Origin of the sequence: Jatrophihabitans endophyticus (genome assembly GCF_900129455.1) — a bacterium.
In the GTDB taxonomy this organism is placed as follows: Bacteria; Actinomycetota; Actinomycetes; order Mycobacteriales; family Jatrophihabitantaceae; genus Jatrophihabitans; species Jatrophihabitans endophyticus.
Map to the genome: position 1 here is coordinate 979,717 of NZ_FQVU01000001.1, position 25,380 is coordinate 1,005,096.

General features: G+C 74.3%; 21 protein-coding genes. 15 read left to right on the forward strand and 6 right to left on the reverse strand.

Annotation, left to right across the window (positions count from 1 at the left end; translation table 11 throughout):
* Positions 1–120: 120 nt before the first annotated feature.
* Both BUE29_RS04615 and BUE29_RS04620 read left to right on the forward strand, forming a co-directional pair.
* On the forward strand, positions 121–1,113 hold the full coding sequence (locus tag BUE29_RS04615; protein WP_073386419.1) for a VOC family protein: 993 nt from the start codon (positions 121–123) through the stop codon (positions 1,111–1,113).
* Positions 1,110–2,552, forward strand: coding sequence for an MFS transporter (locus tag BUE29_RS04620; protein ID WP_073386421.1), 1,443 nt, complete (start codon positions 1,110–1,112; stop codon positions 2,550–2,552). The genes BUE29_RS04615 and BUE29_RS04620 overlap by 4 nt, the downstream gene beginning before the upstream one ends.
* A 6-nt stretch (positions 2,553–2,558) precedes the next feature.
* Here the strand turns inward: BUE29_RS04620 and BUE29_RS22330 are convergent, their stop codons facing one another.
* A complete protein-coding gene (locus BUE29_RS22330; RefSeq protein WP_159440824.1) occupies positions 2,559–4,058 on the reverse strand; it encodes a hypothetical protein in 1,500 nt (499 codons plus the stop codon).
* A gap of 213 nt (positions 4,059–4,271) precedes the next feature.
* Here BUE29_RS22330 and BUE29_RS04630 point away from each other — a divergent pair, with 213 nt between their 5' ends.
* The 12 genes from BUE29_RS04630 to BUE29_RS04685 all read left to right on the forward strand — a co-directional run bounded on the left by BUE29_RS04630 (position 4,272) and on the right by BUE29_RS04685 (position 14,283).
* A complete protein-coding gene (locus BUE29_RS04630) occupies positions 4,272–4,697 on the forward strand; it encodes a hypothetical protein (RefSeq protein WP_200800034.1) in 426 nt (141 codons plus the stop codon).
* 287 nt (positions 4,698–4,984) lie between these two features.
* A complete protein-coding gene (locus tag BUE29_RS04635; protein WP_073386425.1) occupies positions 4,985–5,275 on the forward strand; it encodes a DUF1540 domain-containing protein in 291 nt (96 codons plus the stop codon).
* Between the two features lie 225 nt (positions 5,276–5,500).
* Positions 5,501–6,592: an ABC transporter substrate-binding protein gene (locus tag BUE29_RS04640; RefSeq protein ID WP_084180679.1), complete on the forward strand. Its 1,092-nt coding sequence runs from the start codon at positions 5,501–5,503 to the stop codon at positions 6,590–6,592.
* Positions 6,589–7,419: an ABC transporter ATP-binding protein gene (locus BUE29_RS04645; RefSeq protein ID WP_073386427.1), complete on the forward strand. Its 831-nt coding sequence runs from the start codon at positions 6,589–6,591 to the stop codon at positions 7,417–7,419. Before BUE29_RS04640 ends, BUE29_RS04645 begins: the two co-directional genes overlap by 4 nt.
* Before the next feature lie 5 nt (positions 7,420–7,424).
* A complete protein-coding gene (locus tag BUE29_RS04650) occupies positions 7,425–8,264 on the forward strand; it encodes an ABC transporter permease (protein ID WP_073387088.1) in 840 nt (279 codons plus the stop codon).
* Positions 8,265–8,268: 4 nt separating this feature from the next.
* Positions 8,269–9,405, forward strand: a complete 1,137-nt coding sequence (locus BUE29_RS04655) for an LLM class flavin-dependent oxidoreductase (protein ID WP_073386429.1) — start codon at positions 8,269–8,271, stop codon at positions 9,403–9,405.
* 194 nt (positions 9,406–9,599) lie between these two features.
* On the forward strand, positions 9,600–10,490 hold the full coding sequence (locus BUE29_RS04660) for an ABC transporter substrate-binding protein (RefSeq protein WP_073386431.1): 891 nt from the start codon (positions 9,600–9,602) through the stop codon (positions 10,488–10,490).
* A gap of 2 nt (positions 10,491–10,492) precedes the next feature.
* The gene (locus BUE29_RS04665; protein WP_234971348.1) at positions 10,493–11,365 is read left to right on the forward strand and encodes an amino acid ABC transporter permease; all 873 of its coding nucleotides are present in this window, start codon (positions 10,493–10,495) and stop codon (positions 11,363–11,365) included.
* Entirely contained in the window at positions 11,362–12,135 is a 774-nt protein-coding gene (locus BUE29_RS04670; protein WP_073386432.1) for an amino acid ABC transporter ATP-binding protein, read from the forward strand. Before BUE29_RS04665 ends, BUE29_RS04670 begins: the two co-directional genes overlap by 4 nt.
* A 52-nt stretch (positions 12,136–12,187) precedes the next feature.
* Complete coding sequence (locus tag BUE29_RS04675) at positions 12,188–12,607, forward strand: VOC family protein (protein WP_073386434.1); 420 nt, start codon at positions 12,188–12,190, stop codon at positions 12,605–12,607.
* A gap of 103 nt (positions 12,608–12,710) precedes the next feature.
* A complete protein-coding gene (locus BUE29_RS04680) occupies positions 12,711–13,097 on the forward strand; it encodes a hypothetical protein (protein ID WP_073386436.1) in 387 nt (128 codons plus the stop codon).
* A gap of 97 nt (positions 13,098–13,194) precedes the next feature.
* A complete protein-coding gene (locus tag BUE29_RS04685; protein ID WP_073386438.1) occupies positions 13,195–14,283 on the forward strand; it encodes a carboxylate-amine ligase in 1,089 nt (362 codons plus the stop codon).
* Here the strand turns inward: BUE29_RS04685 and BUE29_RS04690 are convergent.
* The 4 genes from BUE29_RS04690 to BUE29_RS04705 all read right to left on the reverse strand — a co-directional run bounded on the left by BUE29_RS04690 (position 14,262) and on the right by BUE29_RS04705 (position 23,168).
* On the reverse strand, positions 14,262–14,621 hold the full coding sequence (locus BUE29_RS04690; protein WP_073386440.1) for a VOC family protein: 360 nt from the start codon (positions 14,619–14,621) through the stop codon (positions 14,262–14,264). The genes BUE29_RS04685 and BUE29_RS04690 overlap by 22 nt on opposite strands.
* A gap of 1 nt (position 14,622) precedes the next feature.
* Positions 14,623–15,432, reverse strand: a complete 810-nt coding sequence (locus BUE29_RS04695; protein WP_084180680.1) for a TetR/AcrR family transcriptional regulator C-terminal domain-containing protein — start codon at positions 15,430–15,432, stop codon at positions 14,623–14,625.
* A 106-nt stretch (positions 15,433–15,538) separates the two neighbouring features.
* On the reverse strand, positions 15,539–21,391 hold the full coding sequence (locus BUE29_RS23365; RefSeq protein WP_143167970.1) for a beta strand repeat-containing protein: 5,853 nt from the start codon (positions 21,389–21,391) through the stop codon (positions 15,539–15,541).
* 121 nt (positions 21,392–21,512) lie between these two features.
* Entirely contained in the window at positions 21,513–23,168 is a 1,656-nt protein-coding gene (locus BUE29_RS04705) for a hypothetical protein (protein WP_143167971.1), read from the reverse strand.
* Positions 23,169–23,181: 13 nt separating this feature from the next.
* Here BUE29_RS04705 and BUE29_RS04710 point away from each other — a divergent pair, with 13 nt between their 5' ends.
* Positions 23,182–23,766 carry a hypothetical protein gene (locus tag BUE29_RS04710; RefSeq protein ID WP_143167972.1) on the forward strand — a complete coding sequence of 195 codons (585 nt, stop codon included), beginning with the start codon at positions 23,182–23,184 and terminating at the stop codon, positions 23,764–23,766.
* A 165-nt stretch (positions 23,767–23,931) separates the two neighbouring features.
* Here BUE29_RS04710 and BUE29_RS04715 read toward each other — a convergent pair whose 3' ends face one another.
* The gene (locus BUE29_RS04715; RefSeq protein WP_073386448.1) at positions 23,932–25,350 is read right to left on the reverse strand and encodes an MFS transporter; all 1,419 of its coding nucleotides are present in this window, start codon (positions 25,348–25,350) and stop codon (positions 23,932–23,934) included.
* Positions 25,351–25,380 lie beyond the last annotated feature (30 nt).

The window sequence follows — 25,380 nt, forward strand, 5'->3', positions numbered from 1 at the left end:
AGCGGTGCCCGTCGTTGACGAGATCGTTGACAATCCTGCGTGACCGCGCTTACGGTCCGGCCGTCCGATTCGACCGTTTCCGAGGCTCGGCGCGCGCCGGTCGCGCCCACGGGGAGAGCGATGCCGCTCCGTCACGAGATCGCCCATCTGAGTCACGTCGAGCTCTTCACCCCGGTCCCGGAGGAGACCCTGGCCTTCTGCCGCGGCTTCCTCGGCCTGACCGAGACCGGCCGCAGCGGGGACTCGGTCTTCCTGCGGGCCTGGGACGACTACGAGCGGACGACGCTCAAGCTCACCGCCCGCGACACGGCGGGAGTCGGCCGGACGAATCTGCGTGCGGCCAGCGACGCGGCCCTGCACCGCCGGGTCGCCGAGATCGAGGCGACGGGCCGAGGCGTGGGCTGGCGCGACGGCGATCCCGGTTACGGCCCGGTCTACGTCTTCCACGACCCGGACGGCCACGAGCTCGGCGTCTACCACGAGACCGAGTGGTACCGGCCGCCGCCAGAGCTCGCGCCCGCGTTGAGGAACCAGGCGCAGGCGCTGCCGGGGCACGGCATCCCGGTCCGCCGGCTCGACCACGTCAACTACCTCGGCGTCGACGTCGAGCGCAACCGCGACTACCTGCGCGACGTGCTCGGGGCGCTCGTCACCGAGCAGATCGTGCTCGACGACGGCTCGGTCGCCGGCAGCTGGACGACCTTCACCAACAAGGGCTACGACGCCGTCTACACCCGCGACCGCACCGGAACGGCCGGGCGGCTGCACCATCTCGCCTTCGCCGCCGACGGCCGTCCCGACATCCTGCGCGCCGCCGACCTCGCTCTCGACCAGGGCATCTTCATCGAGACCGGCCCGCACAAGCACGCGATCCAGCAGACGTTCTTCCTCTACGTCTACGAGCCCGGTGGCAACCGCATCGAGCTGTGCCACGCCGGCGCCCGGCTCGTCCTCGCCCCCGACTGGTCACCGGTCGACTGGACCGAGGCCGAACGCAGGAAGGGACAGGCCTGGGGGTTGCAGACGATCGAGTCGTTCCACACGCACGGCACCCCGCCCGTCGAGCCCACGGCCGTGTCGGCGACGACGCCCGGCCCGACGGTGCAGCGATGACCGCCGGCACGGCCGAGACGCGCTCACCCGCCCGGCTCGTCGCGCGCATCGACCGGCTGCCGCGGCACGCCGTGCGCTGGGCGGCGACCGGCATCCTCGGCCTCGCCCTGTTCGTCGTCTTCTACTGCAACTTCGACATCAACGTCTCGTTCATCCAGACCTGCACGCAGATCAAGGCCGGCTGCACCCCCGAGAACGCCGGGACGGCGGAGCGCTGGCCGGTCTGCCTGTACCTCGCCGGCTACCTCGTGGGCGGTCTCGTGATCGCGCCCGTCTCCGACCGGCTCGGGCGGCGGCTGCTCGTCGCCGGCGGCCTGGTCTTCGCCGTCGTCGGATCGGCCCTCACCGCGCTCGCGCAGGACTTCCCGACGTTCGTCACCGGGCGCGGCGTCACCGGGATCGCGATGGGGGCGCTGCTGGCGGTCGCCAACACCTACATCGGCGAGCTCGCGCCCGCCACCGCCCGTGCGCGCTACACCGCGGTCACCTTCGTGCTCTGCACCGTCGGCGCCATGGTCGGCATCGGTCTCGGGCTGCTCCTCACCACCGAGTCGGCGAGCTTCCCGCACGGGCTGCCCGTCGCCCTCGCCGACGAGGGCTTCGACAGCGGCTGGCGGTGGATGTACTGGATCGCGGCCGCGATCGGCGCGCTGGCGCTGCTCGCGTCGCTCCGGCTGCCCGAGTCGCCGCGCTGGCTCATCGAGCACGGCCACCTCGACCGCGCCGACGCGACGGTGGCGCGGCTCGAGCAGCGCGCCGCCCGCCGCGGACCGCTACCCGAACCCGACGTCGCCGCCGCGACGCCGCCCGTGGCCGAGGAGTCGACCGGGCGCGCGTACCGCGAGCTGTTCACGCACGCCCGCTACCGCCGGCGGACGCTGCTGCTCGTCGCCATGTGGTTCTTCGGCTACGCGACGGTGTTCGCGTACTCGACCAGCTCGACGTCCATCCTCACCGCGCTGCACTTCGAGCCTCCGGTGGCGGGGATGATCTCCGCCGTGGGCGGGCTCGGCTTCTTCGTCCAGGGATTGTTCTCGGCGCGCTGGTCCGAACGGCTCGAACGCCGCTACTGGTTGCCGGTGGGCGCGGTGCTCACGCTGGCCGGGGGCGTCGTCATCGCCGAGTTGGGGACGCACATCGCCTGGGCGTTCGTCGGCTCGTTCGTCGTGTTCTTCGGCTTCAACGTGTGGGTGCCGCCCACGTTCGCCCTCTCGGCCGAGAGCTTCCCCACCCGGGTGCGGTCGGCGGGCTTCGGGCTGGTGGACGGCCTCGGCGTCAGCGGCGGCGCCGTCGGCGTGCTGGTCATCGCGCCGCTGGTGCCCCAGCTGTCGCCGCTGGCCGCGCTCGTCCTCGTCTCGGCGTTCCTGATCGTCGCGGCGGTGATCGGACAGTTCGCGCCGCGCGGCCGGGACCGGTCCCTCGAGGTCCTGTCGCCCTGACGCGTGTCAGTGCCGGCGGTGCCGGCCGTCGGGCCGGGGCGCTCCACCCGCGACGAGGCGGCGACGGCTGCCGGCGACGGTGAGCACCGTGCCGAGCACGACGGCCAGGAGGCCGCCGAACAGCTCGGGCGCGACCTGGGTCGGGCCACTCGCGGCGAGCGGGGCGTCGCGGTGGCCGGCCGGGCCGGCGGCCGTGCTCGACGCGGCGGCCGCGCGGACCGCGCGCAGCGTGGCCGTGGCCGCGCCGCACTCGTCGTCGACACCGGGCCCTGCGCTCACGCTGGGAGCGGCGCCGTCCCCGTCGCCGCCGTCCCCGTCGTCGATGTCGCACGTCGGGTCCTCCACGTCGGCGGTGGCGAAGAAGTAGAGCTCGTCGGTGCCGGCGGAGCGTGCCTTCAGCTCGATGGTCACGGACTCGGTCTCCCCCGCCGCGATGGTGCCGATGGGCCAGATCCCGCCGGTGAAGTACGGGTTGTCGGCGGCGCGGAGTGTCCGGATGTGCGGCCGCGACGCCACGCCGACGACCGGGACGGGCGCCGATGCGCTCGCACCCCCGCTCTCGCCACCGTCGCCGCCGTCATCGATCGGGATGGGTGCGTTGGTGACGCGGAAGTGGGCTTCCTCGCCTTCGCGGCCGCCGTCCAGGGCGATGCCGAAGGTGTTCGGCGCGGCGTCGGGCCCCTCGTTGGTGACGGTCGCCTTGACGCGCACGGTGTCGCCGACGGTGACGGTCGCCTTCGTCGGCGAGAGCGACAGCGACAGGTGCGCCGTGCCGGTGAACTCGACGGTGCCGGTGACCGAGCTCGGCGCGAAGGCGGCGGGGGCGGTGGGGGCGGTGGGCTGCAGCGTCACGGTGAAGCTCGCGCGCGTGCCGACCTGTGCGTCGGGCTGCGCGGTGAGCACGATGCCGACGAGGAACGCGGACCCGGCGGCCACCGGCCCGGTGTGGCAGGTGACGCGCGCGGTCGTGGTGTCGTCGCACACCAGCGCGGTCCCGTCGCCGTCGAGCTCGTCGTAGGACTCGAAGCGCAGCACCGGGCCGTTCAGGCCGAGCGCGTCGGCGTCGGCGAGGCGGAGCCCGGCGGGCAGGTCGATGACGACCTCGGCGTCGGCCGCCGGGACCGACCCGTGGTTCACCACCGCGGCGAGGAAGCCGATGCTGTCGCCGGCGGCGAGCGTCGCCGCCTCGTCCTCGTCGAGGTCGGCGGGCAGGCAGACGACCGGGTAGTCCGTGCCGGGGTCGTCGTCGCAGGTGATCGCGTCGTCGTCGGCGGCCTTGGTGGTGCCGGCCCCCGTTGTCGCCGATCCCGATGTCGATCCCGATGTCGTTGCCGCCGCCGACGTCGTGGTCGCGGCCGACGTTGCTGCCGACGTCGTCGCCGACGTCGCGGCCGATGTCGTCGCCGCGGACGTCGTGGGGACGTCCGGCGCCGCCTCGGCCGTGGCCGCCCCTCCCAGGCCGATCGCCCCGCCGAGCAGAACCGCCACGAACCACCGCACCGTCACCGAACGCACCATCACGCCGGCCCTCCCCCGCTGTCGCCCCGCATGAAGTCGCCGAACTGTAGCCGATCACCGACGCCGCCCAGCAACGACACAGCATCGGCACGGCGCGGGGTCACCCGGCGGGGCCGATGGGGCACCGACGGTCCGTTCGTCGTGGCGGCGGGGTAGGCGACTGCTGTCGGCATCCGACGCCGGCCCCACCGAGGAGGACGCATGCCCGCTCCGTCGCAGCCCGACCCCCGTGCCGTCGCGAACCGGCTGCGCGACGCGTGGCCGGTGCGCGCCGTCGCGGCACTGACCACGGCGTACGGCGTGGCCATCACGGTCGCGCCGAAGCTGCTCGCCAAGCCCTGCGGGCTCACCCGCGTCGACGGGTCGGTGCCGACCGACGTCGCCCAGCTCACGCGTTCCATCGGCACCCGCGACGCGGCGCTCGCGCTCGCGCTGGCCGTCTCACCGACGGGCTCGCCGATGCAGCTGCTCACCGCGGCCCGCGTCGTCTCGGACGCGGCCGACGCGGCGTACTTCGCGCGGGTGGTGCCGGCGTCGCAGCGGACGAAGGTCGCCGGTGTCGCTGCCGGCTGGGCCGCGCTGGAACTCGCCGTCGCGGCGTACGCCGCCCGCGCCCGGTCCCGCTGACGCATTCGCCGTCGGCCGGGCGGGTCGGCGCGGGGGCCCGGACAGGTGCCTGGCGGTCGTGTCGGACGGCGCGTGTGCGGCGCGCACACGGGCCGTATACGGCGCGTGTACGGCCCGTGCGACAACCGGTGCGGTCGACCCCGCGCCCCCGACCCGGCACGTCCCGCCCGCACGTGTTCGAGGTCGAAAGCCCTTGCTGCGTAGGCGATTAGTGCAGGCTTGCCTTGCTGGACGGCGGCTCCGCGAGCGGTAATGCTGAGATTCCCCGAACGCGAAGGACGATCACCATGACCGCCGTACACGACCTCCCCCAGGTGCACGACTGCGCCGCCGACGACTGCGCCTACAACGCCGACGCCGCGTGCCACGCGGGTGCCATCACCATCGGTGGCGACCACGCGCACTGCGGCACCTTCATCAACATCGAGGTCCGGGCGGCGAGCGACCGGCAGGGGCTCGTCGGCGCGTGCCACCGCACCGACTGCACGCACAACGCGCAGCTCGAGTGCACGGCGCCGACGGTGAGCGTCGGCGCCGGCACCGACGCCGCCGACTGCCTCACCTTCGAGGCGCGCTGACCGGCGCGCTCCGGGGCGCCGACGCCGAGGCGCGCGCCGACAGGACGAGGGGCTGCGCTGCGGCGCGCCCGCATGAGGGCTCCGATGGTTCGCCATCGGAGCCCTTCGTCGTGTCGTGACCCCCGTCATTCGGTCCGACCGCGGTTTGACGCGTGGCATTGCCTACAGAGATTATCGGCAAACTTGCTTTGTCGCCCGTGGCAGCCACCGAGGAGAACCCCGCCGATGCGTCACCGCTCGTCCCACGTCCCGTCCGCCGCACGACCGCGCCGCGCCCGGGCCACCGGCATCACCGCCGCCGTCCTCGCGACCACCGCCGCCCTCACGCTGTCGGCCTGCAACTCGTCCGGGTCGGGCGGGGGTGGCGGTGGCCAGATCGGCATCGGCTACTTCCAGAGCGCGACCATCGGCACCGAGGTCCTGGTCAAGGGCAACAGCGACCTCGCCGACAAGGTCGGCGCGTCGATCAAGCTGACGCCCATCGACTCCGGCGTCACCGGCCTGGCGACGCTGCGCAGCGGCCGCGCCTTCCAGTTCGCCTCCGGGGTGGGCAATCCGCCCGTCACCGGCGCGATCGCCAACGACACCAAGTTGAAGGTGATCTACGCGGAGTACTACGACGCCGCGCAGCTCATCGTCGGCTCGGACATCAAGACCAACGGCGATCTCGCCGGCAAGACCGTCGGCGACCTGCAGGGGTCGTCCGAGGACTACGAGATCCGCGGCTGGCTCAAGACGCAGGGCCTCGAGGGCAAGGTCAAGGTCGCCGGGTTCCCGAGCGAGCAGGCCGTCGAGGCCGCGTACAAGTCGGGTCGTATCGACGCCGCCTACGTCGAGGTCGCCCAGGCGCAGGACCTGCTCAAGGACAGCGTGAACCGCCAGGTCGTCACCGCCCAGCAGATCGCCAAGCTCGGCTACGCCTCGCTCAACGTGCTCGTCGTGCTCGACTCCTACGCGACCAGGAACAAGAAGACCGTCCAGAACCTGGTCTGCCAGTTCATGAACGCGCAGGCCAAGGTCCCCGGGGCGCAGGGCGAGAAGTACATCACCAACGGCTCCAAGCTCGTGGGCGCGACGCCGAAGGTCGCTATCGCCGCGACGAAGGACCTGCCGTTCGTCTCCAAGCAGGATCAGCTCACCTGGTTCGGCACCTCGGCCGACGCCTCCACGAGCAAGCTCGCCGACTCCTACGTCAAGACCGGCCAGTTCCTCAAGGAGCAGGGCCGGATCACCACCGTCCCGACAGCCGCGCAGATCGGCTCGCACATCGACCCGACCTACGTCCAGCAGGCGGTCAAGGACGGCTGCGGCGCATGACCTCGGCACCGGAGGCGTCGACAAGGTCGTCGAGCAGGGGACCGGCCGCGCTGGAGGTCAGGGGCGTCCGCAAGCAGTTCGCCGGGCGATCCCGCCGCTCCGCGGGGCGGCTGGCACTCGACGGGTTCGACCTGACCGTGCGCGAGGGCGAGTTCCTGTGCCTGCTCGGCCCCTCCGGCTGCGGCAAGTCGACGCTGCTCAACCTGATCGCCGGCTTCGCCGAGGTCGACGGCGGCGAGATCGTCGTCGGCGGTGGCCGCGTCACGGGCCCGGGCGCCGACCGCGGCGTGCTGTTCCAGACGCCGATGCTCTTCCCCTGGCTCACTGCGCTCGACAACGTGCTCTACGGCCCGCGGGCCCGGCACGAGAGCGGCAAGGCCGAGCGCGACCGGGCCGTGGAGATGCTCGAGACGGTGGGGCTCGGCAGCGCCGTGCACTCCTACCCGCACGAGCTCTCCGGTGGCATGCGCCACCGGGCCGCCTTCGCGCGGGTGCTCATCAACCGGCCGAAGCTGCTGCTCATGGACGAGCCGTTCGGGGCGCTCGACGCCATCACCCGGGTGGCCATGCAGACGTTCCTGCTCGACCTCTGGCAGCGCGAGCGCATCACGATCGTGTTCGTCACCCACGACGTCGAGGAGGCCGCGCTGCTCGGCGACCGGGTGTGCGTCATGACGGGCAGTCCTGGCCGGGCGCGGTTGCAGCTCGACATCGACCTGCCGCGACCACGAACGATCGAGACGACCGAGACGCTGGAGTTCGTGCGGATCAAACGCGAGATCCGCGAGGCGTTGGAGACCACACCGGACGAGGCGGGGCAGCGATGAGCGAGATGACCAAGAGTCCGGTCTTCGTCGCCGGCAAGGACGCGCTGCAGCTCGAGGAACAGCGGCGCGGCCGCAGCATCTCGTGGGCCCGGATCGGGTTCGGCGCGCTCGGGATCGCGTTGTTCCTGGCGGTGTGGGAGGTCACGGCGCTCGTCAAGGACGACCCGTCGATCCTGCCGACGGTGACCGCGACGGCGAGCACGTTCTGGCACTACCTGTTCCACGACTACCCGTCGGTCAACGGCCACACGCTCGTCGGGCACACGATCGCGAGCTCGGAACGGATCCTGTCCGGCTGGGCCATCGGCACCGTGGCGGGCATCGCCCTGGGCGGCGCCATGGCCTCGGCGCGCGCCGTCCGGTTCATGGTCGACCCGCTCATCGAGCTCACCCGGCCGTTGCCGCCGCTCGCCTTCCTGCCGCTGCTCATCGTGTGGTTCGGCATCGACAACACGCCGAAGATCGTCCTCATCGTCATCGGCGTCGTCCCCATCATCACCATCGCGACCATCACCTCGCTCGACGCCGTGCCGGCGGAGCTCGTGCAGGCCAGCCGCAGCCTCGGGGCGTCCCCGCTCTACGCACTGCTGACCGTGCACCTGCGCGCCGCCCTGCCGACGATCATCACCGGCATGCGGTTGGCGATGGGCGGGGCGTGGACGAGCGTCGTCGCGGCCGAGCTGATCGCCAGCGACAGCGGCCTGGGGTACCTGATCAACCAGGCCGGTCAGAACCTGCAGATGTCGCTGCTGGTCAGCGGCATCGTCGCCATCGCCATCGTCGGCATCGTGCTCGACAGCCTGTTGCGGCTGCTGCACCGTCGCACCGACCCCACGAGCCGGTAGTCGCATGGCACTGCACCTGCACTGGTACCTGCCCACCAACGGCGACGGTCGTGGCATCGTCGGCTCCGGTCGCGCCGGTGACGGCGGGGTCGGCGAGACGTACGCCGTCGAGCGGGCGCCGAGCGTCGAGTACCTCGGCCAGATCGCCCGCTCGGCCGAGCAGCTCGGCTTCGAGGCGGTCCTGACCCCGACGGGCAGCTGGTGCGAGGACGCGTGGCTCACCACCGCCGCGCTCTCGCAGGTCACGAGCCGGCTGAAGTTCCTGGTGGCGTTCCGGCCCGGCTTCATCAGCCCCACCCTCGCCGCCCAGCAGGCGCAGACGTTCCAGCGGCTGACCGGCGGCCGACTGCTGCTCAACGTCGTCACCGGCGGCGATCCGAGCGAGCAGCGTCGCTTCGGCGACTTCCTCGCCCACGACGAGCGGTACGCCCGCACCGCGGAGTTCCTGCAGGTCCTGCGTGGCGCGAGTGGCGGCGAGCCGTTCGACTTCACCGGCGAGCACTACCGCGTCGAGGGCGCGACCGCCGCGCAGAGCCGGTGGGGGTTGCCGCCGCTGTTCTTCGGCGGTGCGAGCCCGGCCGCCGAGGACGTCGCCGCGCAGCACGTCGACGTCTACCTCGCCTGGGGCGAGACCCCGCCGCAGATCAAGGAGCGGCTCGACCGCATGCGCGACAAGGCCGCGGTCGCCGGACGCGAGCTGACGTTCGGCATCCGCCTGCACGTGCTCGGCCGCGACACCGCGCAGGAGGCGTGGGACGAGGCGCAGCGCATGGTCGACCAGCTCGACCCTGCCCGCGTCGCGGAGGTGCAGGCGCAGCTCGCCGCCATGGACTCGGTCGGTCAGCGGCGCATGCAGACACTGCACGGCGGCAGCCGCGACGAACTGGAGATCTACCCCAACCTGTGGGCGGGGTACGGGCTGGTGCGCGGTGGCGCGGGCACCGCGCTCGTCGGCAGCCACGAGGACGTCGCGGAACGGCTCGAGGAGTACCACGCGTTGGGCATCGACCACGCGATCCTCTCCGGCCAGCCGCATCTCGAGGAGGCTTACTGGTTCGGCGAGGGCGCGGGCCGGTTGCTTCGTCAGCGCGGTGTCGTCGCCGATCCCGTCGGCGCTCCTGCGGTGTCGTCGTACGGCTGAGTGGGACGCCTCACTGCCCGAGTCCGACAATTCCCCACCACTCACGCCAGATCCTGCGTCCGGCCGCATCGCCGTCGCCCGTTTTGCCTACTCTCTCGGTAGGCAATGCGCGGGGCTGCCGCCGCACGTCGTTACGATTGAGCGTCAGCCGATCTGCGCCGCGCCCGTGAGGCCGGCACGCACCAGGAGCACGCATGCGCCCACGATTGCCCCTCACCGTCCTCACCGCCGTCGCCGCGATCGGCCTGCTCGCCGGGTGCTCGGCCGAGAGCGACGGCGGCTCCGGCGGCCCGAGCGCCTCGGGCAGTGGCGGTGCGTCGGGTTCGGCCTCGGGCAGCGCCTGCCGGCCCGCGCAGCTGCGCACCTACGCGCAGGGCAAGCTGACGGTCGCGACCGATTCGCCCGCCTACGCACCCTGGTTCAGCGACAACAAGCCGACCAACGGCAAGGGCTACGAGTCGTCGGTCGTCTACGCGGTCGCCAAGCGGCTCGGTTTCGCCGCGGCCGACGTGAGCTGGACGAAGGCAACCTTCGACAGCGTCATCGCACCGACCCCCAAGCGGTGGGATTTCGACGCCAACCAGTTCTCGATCACCGCGCAGCGCGCCAAGGCGGTCGACTTCTCCTCGCCGTACTACGACGTGACGCAGTCCGTGGTGACGCTGAAGAGCAGCAAGTTCGCCAAGGCCACCACGATCGCCGCGCTGAAGGGCGCCAAGCTCGGCGCCGAGCGCAACACGACGAGCTACGACGCCATCACCGACCAGATCAAGCCGACCCGCAGCCCGGCGCCCTACCCGTCCAACGACCTCGCCGTGCAGGCGCTGAAGAACGGCACGATCGACGGACTCGTGGTCGACCTGCCCACCGGCTTCTACGTCACGTCGGCCCAGCTGGACGACGCGAAGATCGTCGGGCAGCTGCCCGCCGTCGGGAAGACCGAGCAGTTCGGCCTGGTGCTCGCCAAGGGCAGCGCGTTGACCCGCTGCGTCTCCTCCGCCGTCGACGCGTTGCGCACGGACGGCACCCTCACCCGGTTGCAGCAGAAGTGGCTCGCCGGCGCCGGCGCGCCGAAGCTCTCCTGACGGTGTCGACCACGGTGTCGACCACGCCCTGGCAGCCGTCGGCCCGGCAGCTCGAACGGGAGCGCTATCGCCGCAATCGCACCGTGCGCTCGGCGCTGATCGCGCTCGTGAGCACGGCCGTCGTGCTCGCGGTCGTCGCCTTGGCCGTCGGGTCGAGCTCGGGCTGGCCGCGCATGCGCGACAGCTTCTTCGACCTCGGGGCCGGGTTCGGGGACCTGCCCGCGCTGCTGCGGGCGCTGTGGGTCAACGTGCAGATCATGGTGATCGCCGAGGTGTGCGTACTCGTGCTCGGCGCGCTGCTCGCGATCGTCCGCACGCTGCAGGGGCCGGTGTTCTTCCCACTGCGGTTCCTGGCGACGGCATACGTCGACGTCTTCCGCGGCCTGCCGCTGCTCATCGTGCTGTACTGCGTCGGCTTCGGCCTGCCGGCGCTGCGCATCCGGCAGTTCCCCGACAGCCCGTTCGTGCTCTGCATCATCGCGCTCGTGCTCACCTACTCTGCCTACGTCGCCGAGGTGTTCCGCGCGGGCATCGAGTCGGTGCACCCGTCGCAGCGGGCGGCGGCGCGCTCCCTGGGGCTGACCACCGCGCAGACCATGCGTCACGTCGTCTTCCCGCAGGCGGTGCGCCGGGTCCTGCCGCCGTTGCTCAACGACTTCGTCAGCCTGCAGAAGGACACCTCGCTGGTGTCGGTGCTCGCGGTCTCGGAGATGGTGCTGGTGGCCCAGGGCCAGGTGTCGCAGGACTACAAGTTCGTCCACTACCTGATGGCCGGGCTCGTCTTCGTCCTGCTGGCCGTGCCGCTGACCCGATTGACCGACTGGATCGCCCGGCGCCAGGGCTGGGTCGGCAGCGCCGCGACGGCGATCCGGTGACCTCGCTCGCGAAGGGCGCGACGCCACCACCCGTGCTCGACGTCCGCAACCTGCGCAAGGTCTTCGGGTCGACGGTCGTGCTCGACGACCTGTCCCTCGAGGTACCCGAGCACTCCTGCACCGTCCTCATCGGCGCATCGGGCTCGGGCAAGTCGACACTGCTGCGCTGCGTCGACCTGCTCGAGGTGGTCGACGACGGCGTGATCACCCTCGACGGTCGCGACATCACCGATCCGCGGGTCGACACCAACGAGGTGCGCACGTCGATCGGGATCGTGTTCCAGGCGTTCAACCTGTTCCCTCACCTGCGCGTGATCGACAACGTGACGCTCGCCCTGCGCCGCGTCCACGGCGTACGGCGCGACGAGGCCGAGCACCGTGCCCTCGAGATGCTCGACCGCGTCGGTTTGCGCGATCGTGCGCAATCACGTCCGGACGAGCTGTCCGGCGGTCAGCAGCAGCGGGTGGCCATCGCGCGCGCCCTCGTCGTGCGGCCGCGGTTGATGCTCTTCGACGAGGTCACGAGCGCTCTCGACCCCGAGCTGGTCGGCGAGGTGCTCACCCTCGTGACCGAGCTCAAGCACGACGGCATGACGATGCTGCTCGCCACCCACGAGATGGGCTTCGCGCGGCAGGCCGCGGACCAGGTGTGCTTCCTCGACGGCGGCCGCGTCCTGGAGCAGGGGCCGCCCGAGCAGGTGCTCGCCGACCCCCGAGAGCCGCGCACCCGGCAGTTCCTGCGCCGCATCATCGAGGCCGGCCGGCTCTGACCGGTTCCCGGGCCGCGTACCGATGTCGGTGGCCCGCGTCAGGATGACGCGCATGACCGAGACGCGTCCGCATTCGTACCCGACGTTCCGGCAGGTGGTCCTCGACACGACCGACGCCCGCGCGTCGGCGGAGTTCTACCGCCTGCTCTTCGGCTTCACCTACGAACCCGGCCACGAGACGCCCGATCCGGCGGGTGACGACTGGCTGGTGCTGCGCAACGGCGGCACCCGGCTGCTCGCCTTCCAGCAGGTCCCTTCGCTGACGGCGGCGACGTGGCCCGACGGCGCCGTTCCGCAGCAGCTGCACCTCGACTTCGGCGTGCGCTCGGTCGACGAGCTGCGCGTGCACCACGACCGCGTCCTCGCGCACGGCGGCCGGCTGCTGCAGGACCGCATCGACGACCCCGACGAGCCGCTGCGCGTCTACGCCGACCCGGCCGGCCACCCGTTCTGCCTGTTCGTGCTCGGGTGACGCCGCGCCGCCACCGGTCGTGAAGCGGCTGTTTGGGGGCTGTGCGCGCCCGGGTAGGTGAAGATCGCCGCGAGGGACGCGGCGGATCTTGGGGAGGGCACACATGGCTCGGTCGGTCTCGACGTGGATCACGGTCGCGACGCTCACGGCGACGCTCGGTCTCACCGCGGCGTGCGGCAGTGACAGCGACAGCGGTGGCGGCGGCGGCTCGGTCTCCCAGTCGCAGCTGGAGCAGAAGCTCAAGTCCGACAGCGATCTGAAGACCCAGCTCAGCGGCAAGATCCCGAGTCAGGCGATGGATCTGACCTACACCTGCGTCGCGAAGGCCATGAAGAAAGACCTCTCCGACAGCGACCTGAAGAACTACGTCGACGACAAGAAGAGCATCAACTCGATCGGGACCAAGGGTCAGAGCACGAAGCTGGCCACCGATCTGAAGAACTGCCTGCTCAACGGCGTGCGCAAGGGCAGCGCGTCGCCGTCGAAGTAGCCGCGCACCATCCCACCGGCCGGCGCCGCTGCGGCGTCGGCCGGTGCGTCGTGACCCGCTGAGCCCGACCGGGTCCTGCACCGAGCAGACTGCAGCCATGCGCACCGTCGGGGTCGAAGAGGAGTTCCTGCTCGCACGCCGGAGCGGCGCCGGGCTCGCACCCGTGGCCGAGCAGGCGGTGCCCGACAGCGCCCCGGGCTCGGTGTACGAACACGAGTTCAAGCGTGAGCAGGCCGAGCTCGCATCCGACCCGGTCACCGGGCTCGCCGATCTCGAACGACAGCTGCGCGACCGTCGGCGCACCCTCGCCGACCGGGCCGCGACCGCCGGTGCCCGCCTCGTCGCGTCGGGCACGAGCCCCAGCGCCGACGACGCGACCACGGTGGCGGACGAACGCTACGAGCGGATGCAGGACACCTACGCGCAGGTCGCCGCGGTCCAGCTGGTGTGCGGGATGCACATCCATGTCGCCGTCGACTCGCCCGACGAGGGCATCCGGGTCATCGACCGGATCGGGCCGTGGCTTGCGGTGCTGCTCGCGCTGAGCGCCAACTCGCCGTTCTGGGCGGGCCTCGACACCGGGTACGCCAGCTACCGGACGGTGCTGTGGGGGCAGTGGCCCACGGCCGGACCCACCGCGCCCTTCGGCGACCACGCCCGCTACGAGCAGCTGGTGGCCGACCTCGTCACCGCCGGGGCCGCCGTCGACACCGGGATGATCTACTTCAACGCCCGGTTGTCGGCGACGTACCCGACCGTCGAGATCCGCGTCGCCGACGTGTGCCCCCGTGTCGAGGACGCGGTGGTGATCGCCGGGCTGGCCCGCGCGCTGGTCGACACGGCGGCGACGTCGCAGCTCCCGCAGTCCCGACCGGAGCTGCACCGCGCGGCGTCCTGGCGCGCCGCCCGCTACGGCCTCGACGCCGAGCTGTTCTCCCCCGGTCGCACCGCCCCGGCCCCGGCGTGGGACGTGGTCGCCGAGCTGCTGCACCTCACGCACGACGCCCTCGTCGCCACCGGCGACCTGGACGTCGTGCGCGAGGGGGTGGCCGCGATCCGCCGCCGCGGGAACGGCGCGGTGCGCCAGCGCGCGGCCCACGCCCGGACCGGATCACTCGCCGCGGTCTACGACGACCTCGCCGAGCTGACGGCCGCGGGCGGGCGTCAGCTCGACGGCGGGGCGTAGAACTGCAGGTCGTTGCCCTCGGAGTCCTTGAACGGGGCGATGCGGCCCCACGGGTGGTCGCTGATCTCGCCGGTGAACTCGACGCCGGCGCCCCGCAGCCGCGACACCTCCTCGTCGATTCCGCCGTCGGGCTGGAAGCTGATGACCGCACCGCCGCCGGACGACGCCGTGGCCGTCTCGCGGCCGTTGAGCCCGAGCGTCAGCCCGTTGGCGTCGATCTCGGCCCAGTCGTCGCCCTGTCGGTCCTGCAGGGACAGTCCCAGGGTCTCGGAGTAGAACTGCACCGCTCGGTCCATGTCCTCGATCGGGACCCACACCGTTGCCACACCGGAAGCCATGTCACACCCTCTGTTCGCCGTCGTTGTCGGACAGAGAACGATTACCCCGGGTGCGCGTCGCGGCAACGCCCGCACCGGCGGCCGCGTCGAGGTCGCCCACGTCGGCGGCGAGCCCGGCCGCCATGCCGCCGAGCAGATACCCCAACCCGGTGTCGAAGACCTCGTCCGGGGTGAGCGCGGACGGGTTTGCCACGAGCCGGGTGAGCAGCGGGAAGCTGTCCTCGGTGAGCTGCGCGGCGAGGTAGCTCGCGACGTCGGCGGCGCCGGCGCCGCCGCGTGCGGTCGCGGAGACCGCCTCGGGACGCACCGACCCGCACACGTAGACCAGCACCGTCTCCAGGCAGCGCGCCGCGGTGTGGACGTCGACCCCGGCGCTGTTCATGGCCGCGATCGTCCGCTCGCTGAAGCGCAGCCCGTTCGGGCCGCTCGGCGCACGCAGGCCGAGCAGCCCCGAGAGCCAGGGGCGGCGTCGGACGGTCTCGCGGACGGCGTGGGCGAGCTGCCACAGCTGCACCGGCCAGTCCGCGTTCTCGTTCCAGCGCTCGACCTCGCCGAGCGCGACGTCGACCATCAGGTCGAGCAGCTCGGCACGGTCGGTGAGGTAGTGCTGCAGCCGCACGCCGGGGATGCCGAGGCGCCCGGCGACGCGCTTGACCGACACGGCCGGCAGGCTCTCCACCTCGGCGACGGCGAACGCCGCCGCGGCGATCTCCTCGCGGGTGAGCACACTCGACCGGTCGCGTGAGCGCGGCGGCTGCCGGTCCCACAACGATCCGGGCGGGGTGGGCTCGGGAAACGGGTGAGTGCTCATCGTCCTCGTCCTCCGGGGGCGTGCCGCGTCGACGTTCGGGTGGGTGGGGTGCGCCGCGTCGCTGCGGCGCACCCCACCCGGTCGTGCGTGGTGACGACCCGGGCCCCTACGACTCGGTGCGCCGCAGTCGGCCGGCCATCAGCAGGATCAGCCCGATGACCAGCAGCAGCGCGCCGCCGATGGCCCAGTTCACCGCGCTGACGCCGGTGTAGGCCATCGCGCCGACGGTCGTCGCCGATGCCCCGACCACCATGGCGCCCGCACCCCGAGGGGCCGACGTCAGCGCGGCCGCGTGGCGACCCGCCGGGGCGCTCGCCGCGGCAGCCTCCGTGCCGCTGCCCGACCCGGTGTCGGCGCCGGCGTCGGAACCGGTCCCACCGCCCGTGCCGGTCCCGCCACCGGTGCCGGTGCCACCATCCGTGCCGGTGCCACCACCCGTGCCGGTGCCACCACCCGTGCCGGTGCCACCGCCGGTGGACCCCGAGCCGCTGGAGCCGGACCCGGACGACGACCCGCTGTTGCCGGAGTCGCCGCCGTTGCCGGTCGTCGCGGTGGAGCCGGAGTTCGACGTGGACGTCGCCGACCCGGAGTCGCCGCCGGTGCTGCTGTTGCCCGTGGTCGCCGAACCGGTGTCGCCGCTGCCGGTGTCACCGCTCGCCCCGGACGTCGCCGAGCCCGACGTGCCGCCGCCGGCCTCGCCGGTGACGGCCCCGGTGTCGCCCGAGTCGCCGGACTCGTCGGAGCCGCCGGTGCCGCCCGAGCCGGAGCTCGGCCCGGACCCGCCCGAACCGTCGACCGTGCCGCTGTCGCCGGAGGTCCCGGTCACCGAACCGCCCTCGGCGTCGCCGCTGGTCGCGTCGACCTGCGGCTGCGACGAGGCGTCGCCGCTGTCGCCGGACTGCGAGTCGCCGTCGGTCGAGGTGTCGGTGTCCCCGGACGAGGCGTCGGCCGACGAGTCCGCCGAGGACGTGGCGTCGCCGGAGTTCCCGCCGTCGCCGGTGTCACCGGACGTGCCGGTCCCCTCGGCGCTGCCGCCGGAGCCGGAGCCGCCGGACGAGCCGCTGCCCGAGCCGCCGGTGTCGCCGGACGAGGTCGCGCCGGTGGCGTCCGCCGTGCCGGAGTCGCCGCTGTTCCCGCCATTGCCGCTGGTCGCGACGGAGGTCGCGGTACTGGTGCCGGTGGCCGAGCCGCTGTTCCCGCCGGTGCTGGTGTTGGTCGTGCTCGCGTCGCCGGTGTCACCCGACCACGTGTCGCCGGCCGCCCCGGCCGTCGCGTCGCCGGACGTGCCGCCGCCGGCCGTGCCGGTGACGTCGCCGGTGTCGCCCGAGGACGACTCCGACGAGCTGGCGCCGGTGCCGCCGCTGCCCGACGAACCGCTGGACCCGCTGCCCGAACCGGTGACCGTGCCGCTGTCGCCGGACGTCCCGGTCACCGAACCGCCGGTGGCGCCGCCGCTGGTCGCGTCGACCTGCGGCTGCGACGAGGCGGTGCCGCTGTCCCCGGAACGCGAGTCGCCCGACGTCGTCGTCGAGGTCGAACCGCTCGTGCCGTCGGCGGTGGACGACGCGGTGGAGTCCGCGTCGCCGGAGTCGCCGCCGGTGCCGGTCGTCCCGGAGTGCGCCGTGCCGGTGGCGTCGCCACCGTCACCCGACCCGCCGGTCCCGGTGCCACCGCCGGTGTCGCCGGACCCGGTCGAGGTGTCGGCCGTCGCGTCGCCCGAGTCGCCGGACCCGCCGCCGCTGCCGGTGATCGCGCCGGACGTCGCCTCGGAGGTGCCGGTGGCGGCACCGGAGTCGCCGCCGGTGGCCGTGTTCCCGGTCCTCGCCGCGCCGGTGTCACCGGACCACGTGTCGCCGGTGGAGCGCGCCGTGGCGTCGCCCGACGTCCCGCCGCCGGCCGTGCCGTCGACCGACCCGGTGTCGCCCGAGGTCGTCGAGCTCGTCGAGGACCCGGTGCCGCCGTTGCCGGCGTCGCCGCTGCCGCTCTCACCCGAGACGGCGCCGCTCGACCCGGACGTGCCGGTCACGGTTCCGCCCTCGGCGTCACCGCTGGTCGCGGTGACGGTCGGGCTGGACGTCGCGTCGCCGCTGCTGCCCGACTGCGAGTCGCCGGTGGTGCTGGTGGTCGTGTCGCCACTCGTGCCCGACGCGCTCGAGTCGGCGTCGGACGACGCGTCGCCCGAGACGCCACCGTCGCCGGTGTCACCCGAGTCGGCCGTGCCGGTCGCGGTACCGCCGGCCCCGGACCCACCGGTGCCGTTGCCGCCGCTGCTGCTGCCGCCGGTGTCGCCCGAGGACGTCGTGGCCGAGCCGTCGGCGGAGCCGCTGTCGCCCGACGAGCCACCGGCGCCGCTCAGGGCACCGGACGTCGCCGTCGAGGTGCCGGTGGCCGCCCCGCTGTCGCCACCGGTGGCCGTGTTCGCGGTGCTCGCTGCGCCGGTGTTCCCGGAGGACGTGTCGCCGGCTGCAGTCGCCGTGGCGGCACCGGAGTGGCCGCCGCCGGCCGTGCCGGTCACGGCGCCGGAGTCGCCCGAGGTCATGTCGACCGACGAGCTGCCGCTGCCGCCGCCGCCCGAGGTCGACCCGCTGCCGCCGCTGCCGCTGACCGCGCCGGTGTCACCCGACGTCCCGGCGACGCTGCCGCCGGCGGCGTGGCCGCTGGTGGCGGTCGCGTTCTGCGTGGAGTCGGCGGCGCCACTGCTGCCCGACCAGGCGTCACCGCTGCTGTGGGTCGCGGTGTCGCCACTGGCCGCCGTGCCCTCGGACGTCGCCGACGAGTCGGCCGCGCCGCTGTCGCCGCCGGTGCCGGTGTCGCCGGACGTCGCGTCCGACGTGGCCTCGCGGCCGTTGCCGGAGCCGCCGGTGCCCTCGGCCGTGCCGCCGCCGCCGGTCGAGCCGGACCCGCTGCTGCTGTCGGCCGTTGCGGTGCCCGAGTCGCCGGACGAGCCGCCGGCGCCCGTGGTGGCACCGGACGTCCCGGTGGAGCGTCCCGATGCCGCACCGCTGTCGCCGCCGGTGCTCCGGTTGGACGTCGTCGCCGCGCCGGTGGAACCCGAGGTGGTGTTCCCCGCCGTGGTCGCCGACGCCGGACCGGAGGTGCCGCCGTCGGCGGAGCCGGTCACGTCACCGGAGTCACCGGAGCGCAACGTCGTGCTCGAGGCACCGCTGCCGCCACCGCCCTCGGTCGAGCCGGAACCGCCGTTGGTCCCGGTCACCGTGCCGGTGTCGCCGGAGCGACCGGTGACGGTCCCGCCGTCCGCGTCGCCACTACGTGCCGAGGCGCCCTGGGTCGAGGTCGCGGCCCCGCTGTCGCCGGACCACGAGTCGCCCGACGTGGTGGTGTCGGTCGAGCCGCTCGTCCCGGACGCCCACGAGTCCGCGTCCGACGACGCGTCGCCCGAGCTGCCGCCGGACCCGGTGTCACCCGAGTGGCCGGCGCCGGTGGCGGTGCCGCCCGCGCCCGAACCGCCGGTGCCGTTGGCCGTGCTGGCGCTGCCGGAGCCCGCGGTGTCGCCCGACGAGGTGCCGGCTGAGCCGGTGGCCGAGCCGCTGTCGCCGGAGCTGCCGCCCCGACCGGTGGTGGCCCCGGAGGTGCCGGTCGAGCGGCCGCTGGCCGCCCCGCTGTCGCCGCCGGTGCTGGTGTTCGTGGTGCTCGCGTTCCCGGTCGAGCCGGAGGTGGTGTCACCCGACGTCGTCGCGGTGGCGGCACCGCTCGTGCCCCCGCCGGCGTGGCCGGTGACGTCACCGGAGTCACCCGACGTCAACACCATGGAGCTGCCGCCCGAGCCGCCCCCGCCGGTCGTGCTGCCGGTGCGCCCCATCGTGCCGGTGACGTCGCCGGTGTCGCCGGAGCGGCCGTCGACGGAGCCGCCGCCGGCGTGCCCGCTGGTGGCCGTCGCGGTCTGCTCGGAGTTCGCGTCGCCGCTGCTGCCCGAGCGCGAGCTGCCGCTGGTGGTGGTGGCGGTGTCGCCGCTGGTGGCGTCACCCCGCGAGGACGAGGCCGACGTCGCCGCTGCGGAGTCGCCCCCGGTGCCGGTGGTGCCGCTCTCGCCGCTGCCGGTCGCGGTGCCGCCGTCGCCCGAGCCGCCGGTCCCGGTGGCCGTCCCGCTGCCGCCGGTGTCGCCCGAGGACGTGGTGGCCGTGCCCGTACCCGCGCCGCTGCCGCCGGAGTCGCCGCCGGCACCGGTGGTGGCCGTCGACGTGCCGGTGGACGTGCCGGTCGCGGCGCCGCTGTCGCCGCCGGTGCTCGTGTTGTGGGTGGACGCGTTCCCGGTCGACCCCGAGGTGGTGTCGCCCGACGTCGTCGCCGTGGCCGGGCCGCTGGTCCCGCCGTCGGCCGAGCCGTCGACGTCGCCGGAGTTCCCGGACGTGAGCACCATCGAGGTGCCGCCGGAGCCGCCGCCGCCGGTGGCGTCGCCGCTGCCGTCGATCGAGCCGGTCACGTCCCCGGTGTCGCCGGAGCGCCCGGTGACGGTGCCGCCGTCGGCGTCGCCGCTGTCGGCCGTCGCGTCCTGGTGCGAGCTCGCGCTGCCGCTGCTGCCGGACTGCGAGTCGCCCGACGTCGTGGTGGTGGTCGAACCGCTGTGCGCGCTGCCGTCCGACGTCGCGGCCGAGTTCGCCGCGCCGGAGTCGCCGCCGGACCCGGTGTCGCCCGAGCTGCCGTCGGCGGTGGCGTCGCCGCCGCTGCCCGAGCCGCCGGAGCTGCCCCCGGACGTGTCGTCGCCGTCGCCGCTGCCGCCCGACCCGGAGGTCGACGTGCCGCGACCCGAGCCGCTGTCGCCGGAGCTGCCGCCGCTGCCGGTGGTGGCGCCGGACACGGCCTGCGAGCCGGAGTTCGCCGTCCCGCTGTCCCCACCGTTGCTGGTGTTGGCCGTCGTCGCGCTGCCGCTCGAGCCGGAGTGCGTCGGACCGGTGGAGACCGCCGAGGCCGACCCGGTGTGGCCGCCGGACGCGGTGCCGGTGACGTTCCCGGAGTTCCCCGAGCTCGCGACCATGGAGACCCCGCCGGAGCCGCCGCCGTCCGAGGCGTCGTCACTGCCCGCGCTCGCGACGTCGACGTCCTCCGTGCGGCCGTGGGCCTGCCCGGTGGTGCCCGAGCCGCCGGTCACGTGACCGCCGCCGGCGTCACCGCTGCTGGCCGAGGCGTGCTGCCCGGAGGTCGCCGACCCGCTGTCGCCCGAGCGCGACGAGCCCTCGGTCGAGGTCGTGGTGTCGCCGCTGCGCGACGTCGAGGACGAGTCGCCGCGCGACTCGGCGGTGCCGGAGCCGCCGCCGTCGCCGGTCGCGCCGGACGATCCGCTGCCGCGGCTCGACCCGCCCGCGCCCGAGCCGCCGGAGCCGGCGGCACCGGAGTGCGTGTCGCCCTTGCCCTGACCCGATCCCGAGTCGCCGGAGTTCCCACCGGAGCCGGAGGAGGCGTGCGAGGAGCCCGACGAGTTCGAGTTCGACGAGCCGGAGTTGCCGCCGTTCGAGCTGTTGCGGGTGCTGGCCGAGCCGGTCGACCCGCTCGACGTCCCCCCGGACGTCGAGGAGGACGCGGACCCGCTGGTGCCGCCGCCGGACTTGCCGTTCACCGAGCCGGAGCTCCCCGACTCGTGCCGGACGACAGCTCCACCCGTGCCGCCCCCCGTGCCGCCGCCGTTGCCACCGTGGGAGCTGCCGTTGCCGGAGCTGCCGGAGCTGCCGCTGGTGGAGCCGCCACCGGCGTCGCCGCTGTGCGACGTGCTGGTCGGCGAGCTGTCGGCATCGCCGGAGCCGCCGGACTGCGACGAGCCGCCGCTGTGCGTCGACGTGCTGCCCGAGGACGAGCTGCTGGACGAGTGCGACGAGGACGAGGAGCTGCCGGAGTTGCCTCCGGAGCCGGTCTTGCCGGATCCGCCGTGGCCGCTGGCGTCGCCGCCGGTGCCGGATCCTCCGTTGGCTGCGTGGAGCTGGGCAGCCAGAACCAGTTCGATGAGCATGGAGCCTCTTCTTCTTCGAATCGGACGTTCGCGCCGTGGGGCTGACGGCTGGGCGTTACGTGATTTGCGCGTTTCCGCGCTATACGGGTTCCGGACGGTGCCGGGTCGAACGGTCAGGTGGTCATCGGCGCGACCTCCCCCGCCGCAACCAGCCGATCACGGCGAGCAACACCATCGACGCGAAGACGACGGCACCGGTGGTGACGCCGATCAGCGCGGCCGGCGAGGTGCTCTGCTGCGACAGCTCCGTCGCGAGTTCCGCTGGTGGTCGAGCGGGCGGGTCGGTGCGAACGCCGCGCGCCGTGCCCGGCGACCGGGACGGGACGGGCGCAGCGGCCCGCGTCGGGTGCCCGGGAGTCGGGCGCGACGGCGCCGCCCGCGGCGGGGCGGCCGCCGGGTCGTCAGCGGTGCCGGTCGCGCTGTGGCCGGCGGCGGCCGGAACCGTCGAGTCGTGCCGGGTGTGCCCGGTGACGACGTGACGGCGGCCCTCGCCGGAGCCACCGACGCGGGTGCCGGTCCCCGGCTGGTCACCCCGGCCGCCTGGGTCGCTACCCGGCCGATGGGGCGCGAGCGGGCCGGTCGTGGTGCTGACGACGTAGCCGCTCACGCCGGAGGCGGTGTCGACCTCGACCCACGTGCGGGGGTCGATCGCCGCGGCGAGGGCGTCGCCGGTGTCGCCGGACCGGCCGTCGACACGGCCGCCGCGGTAGGAGGCCGCGACGCCGTGCGTTCCCGGCGCCGGTCCGCTGGCCGTCGCCGTGACGTCGCCGGTGTCGCCGGAGCGGGCGGAGGCGGTGGCGTCGCGGCCGGCCCCGGCCAGCGAGTAGCTCGCGCCGGTGTCGCCGGAGACCGCGCGGGTCGTGCCGTCGTGCGCACCGGCGCAGTACCGGCAGGCCGCGGCGGCGTCGCCGGTGTCGCCGGTGCGGACGGCCGCGCTCGCCGCGCGCCGGCCGACGGCCACGCCCGTCGCGTCCCCGCTCGACCCGCTCGTGGCGAGGACGGCGCCGCGCGCGGTGCCGCCGGACGTCCGATCCGCGGCGGTCCCGACGTCGCCGGAGGTCGCGTCGGCGCGGGCCGCGCCGTCGCCGGCGATCGAGACGCCGATCGCGGTGCCGGTGACACCGACCGCGGCCGCGACGAGACCGGACGACGCGGCGGCCACGGCGCACCGGCCGGTGCCGACGCCGTCGCGCGAGTCGGCCGACGCGGCGCCGGCCAGCGTGACCGCGACGGCCACCGCGTGCCCGGTCGCCGCCGCACAGCGCGCGGGCGCGGTCACCGCCGCGTGCGGGGTGCCGTGCAGCGTCACCGCCACGGCGACCGCGCACGCGTCCGCGCAGCCCGGGCCGGTGAGCGACACGTCGACCGAGACCGGGGCCGGCGCGGTGTCGCCGTCGCCGTCCCGACGCGCCCCGGTCGCGAGGGCCGCCGTCGCCGGGTCGTCCGCGACGAGGTCGGTGAGCAGGGCGCGGACCGCGTCGCCGACCTGGGCGGACGTCGGTGATCGCGTCGCCGGCGCGCGGGACGCGGCCACGGTCGCGGTCGTGGCGCCGGCGAGCGCCGCGCCGGTGCGGGCGGTGGCGACCGCCGGGCCGTGACCGCTCAGCCCCACCGCGGTGGCGTCGCCGGTCCGGCCGGGTGTCGTGGCGCGTGCGAGACCGGCGGCCGCGGGGGCGGCCGTCGCGGTGGCGTCGCCCTGCAGCGACATCGCGATCGCGACGGTGCACTCGCACGCCGTGCCGCCCCACCCGAGGGCGGTCGCGACCAGGCGGTGCACGCCGCGCTCGACGGTGCGCGAGACGGTCTGCGCCCGCGCCGCGGACGGGGTGAGGGTCGACGGCGGGGGCGGGCCGGCAGCGTCCGACGGCGAGGCGGTGGCCGACGTGGTGGCCGACGTGGTGGCCGACGTGGTGGCCGACGTGGTGGCCGACGTCGGCGTCGAGCTGGACGGCGCACCCGACCCCGTACTCGGCGTCGCACTCGGTGTCTCACCCGGTGCCGGGCTCGACGCCGCACTCGGCGACGCGCTCGGGGCCACCGAGGCACGCGTGCCGCCGACCGACACCTGCACCGGGGTCGAGGACGGCGAGACCGCGCCGGACGTCGGCGCGCCCGACGTGCTCGACCGGGCAGCCGACGCCGTCCCCGGAGTCGTCGCGGAGCGCGGCGAGGCCGGACTCGACCCGGCAACCGGCACATGCCACGTGACGGCCACGACGCAGGTCGCGACCGCGACCGCGAAGGCCGGCACCGCATGCCGCCTCGGTGGCGTCACCGCCATCGATCCCCCGTACCCCCGTACGACCGGCTCCGGCGGTCACGCTGGGGTACAGCGGTCGCACGGATCGTCGCCAGGGCAACTCCAGCGACGATAGGCAGCGACGTCGCGTGTCCACAACGCCGAGCGGCGCCATCGTCGCCGGCCTTTGCCCGGACACCGCCGCGGCCACGACCGCGGACACCACGGCAGACATCACGCCGGACACCAACGCCAGGGCGCCCCGGTCGCCGCTCGTCTTCTCGGCGGCCATCCCGCCGGGTCAGCCCACCGGGAGCCCGACCGCCGGCGCGGGCGCCGCCGCCACCCGACCGTCCCGGCGCGGGGTCATCGCCGGCGCGGCGAGGGCCGCGAGCAGGGCGACGGCCGCGAGCGTCCACCAGGTACGGCGGAACGCGTCGTGGGCGGCGGCGTAACCGAGCGGCGTGCCGAGCACGGCGACGACGAGGCTGACGCCCAGTGCCATCCCGATCTGCCGGCTCATGGTGACGATGGCGCTTCCCGTCGCGGTGCGGTGCTGCGGCAGATCGGCGGTCGCCGACGACAAGATGGCGGGCAGGGCGAGCCCGACGCCCACCCCGCCGACCAGCCAGCCCGGCAGCACGGCGCCCGCGTAGTCCGGCCGCGGTCCCACCGAGATCGACGTGAGGACGGCGCCGACTCCGAGCAGCAGGCAGCCGAGCGAGACGAGCCGCCCCACCGGGACGCGGGCGGCGAGCCGGTGCGCCACCGCCGCGAACACCGGGACCAACAGCGGGCCGGGCGCGACGGCGAACCCGGTCCGGATCGCCGAGTAGTGCCAGACCTGCTGCATCCAGAGGATGTTGGTGAGCAGGGCGGCGGCGAACGGCACGGCGAACAGCAGGGCGGTGACGTTGGCCCAGGCGAAGGCCGGCACCCGCACGAGTGCCGGCTCGACGACCGGGACCGGGTGGCGGCGCGACCGCAGCAGGAACGCCAGCAGCCCGGTGCCGGCCACCACCCACGCGGCGATCGTCCGGCCGCCCGCCCAACCCCAGTCGGGCCCCTCGACCAGCCCGAGCGTGAGTACGCCGATCGTGACGGCGAGTAGCGCTGCACCCAGGACGTCGGGCAGGCGCGTCGCGCCGTCGTCACGCGAGCGGGGGACGAGCACCGCGGCCGCGCCGATGGCGGCCACCCCGACGGGGACGTTGACCAGGAAGACCCACCGCCACGACGCCTCGACGAGCATGCCGCCGACCGCCGGGCCGAGGGCCGCCGCCAGGGCGCCGGTCGCGGCCCAGATGCGCACCGAGCGAGCCCGGTGCGCAGCGGGCGCGCTGGCCACGACCAGGCCGAGACTCGCCGGCGTCAGCAGCGCCGCGCCCACCGCCTGCAGCACGCGGAAACCGGTCAGCCACCAGACGCCCGGCGCGGCGGCGCAGGCGGCGCTGGCCGCGGTGAACAGCGCCAGGCCGGCGAGGAACCCCGCCTTGCGCCCGTACCGGTCGGCGATCCGACCCGCGGGCACGAGCAGGGCCGCGAACACGATGGCGTAGGCGTTCAGCACCCAGGAGAGCTGGGACAGCGTGGTGCCGGGGAAGTCGGTGCCGATGTCGTCGAACGCGACGTTGACGATGAAGACGTCCAGGCTCGCCATGAACGCGGCCAGGGAGAGCACGAAGAGCACGACGCCGAACCGCTGACTTTGTCTTGGCATAGTCAGCGACGCTAGCCAGCTGACTAGGGT

Coding starts and splice junctions, on each gene's coding strand:
- BUE29_RS04660 (WP_073386431.1), top strand. CDS start 9,600: ATGCGCCCACGATTGCCCCTCACCGTCCTCACCGCCGTCGCCGCGATC.
- BUE29_RS04645 (WP_073386427.1), top strand. CDS start 6,589: ATGACCTCGGCACCGGAGGCGTCGACAAGGTCGTCGAGCAGGGGACCG.
- BUE29_RS04690 (WP_073386440.1), bottom strand. CDS start 14,621: ATGGCTTCCGGTGTGGCAACGGTGTGGGTCCCGATCGAGGACATGGAC.
- BUE29_RS04715 (WP_073386448.1), bottom strand. CDS start 25,350: ATGCCAAGACAAAGTCAGCGGTTCGGCGTCGTGCTCTTCGTGCTCTCC.
- BUE29_RS04655 (WP_073386429.1), top strand. CDS start 8,269: ATGGCACTGCACCTGCACTGGTACCTGCCCACCAACGGCGACGGTCGT.
- BUE29_RS04640 (WP_084180679.1), top strand. CDS start 5,501: ATGCGTCACCGCTCGTCCCACGTCCCGTCCGCCGCACGACCGCGCCGC.
- BUE29_RS04635 (WP_073386425.1), top strand. CDS start 4,985: ATGACCGCCGTACACGACCTCCCCCAGGTGCACGACTGCGCCGCCGAC.
- BUE29_RS04620 (WP_073386421.1), top strand. CDS start 1,110: ATGACCGCCGGCACGGCCGAGACGCGCTCACCCGCCCGGCTCGTCGCG.
- BUE29_RS04615 (WP_073386419.1), top strand. CDS start 121: ATGCCGCTCCGTCACGAGATCGCCCATCTGAGTCACGTCGAGCTCTTC.
- BUE29_RS04675 (WP_073386434.1), top strand. CDS start 12,188: ATGACCGAGACGCGTCCGCATTCGTACCCGACGTTCCGGCAGGTGGTC.
- BUE29_RS23365 (WP_143167970.1), bottom strand. CDS start 21,391: ATGCTCATCGAACTGGTTCTGGCTGCCCAGCTCCACGCAGCCAACGGA.
- BUE29_RS04650 (WP_073387088.1), top strand. CDS start 7,425: ATGACCAAGAGTCCGGTCTTCGTCGCCGGCAAGGACGCGCTGCAGCTC.
- BUE29_RS04680 (WP_073386436.1), top strand. CDS start 12,711: ATGGCTCGGTCGGTCTCGACGTGGATCACGGTCGCGACGCTCACGGCG.
- BUE29_RS04695 (WP_084180680.1), bottom strand. CDS start 15,432: ATGAGCACTCACCCGTTTCCCGAGCCCACCCCGCCCGGATCGTTGTGG.
- BUE29_RS04630 (WP_200800034.1), top strand. CDS start 4,272: ATGCCCGCTCCGTCGCAGCCCGACCCCCGTGCCGTCGCGAACCGGCTG.
- BUE29_RS04685 (WP_073386438.1), top strand. CDS start 13,195: ATGCGCACCGTCGGGGTCGAAGAGGAGTTCCTGCTCGCACGCCGGAGC.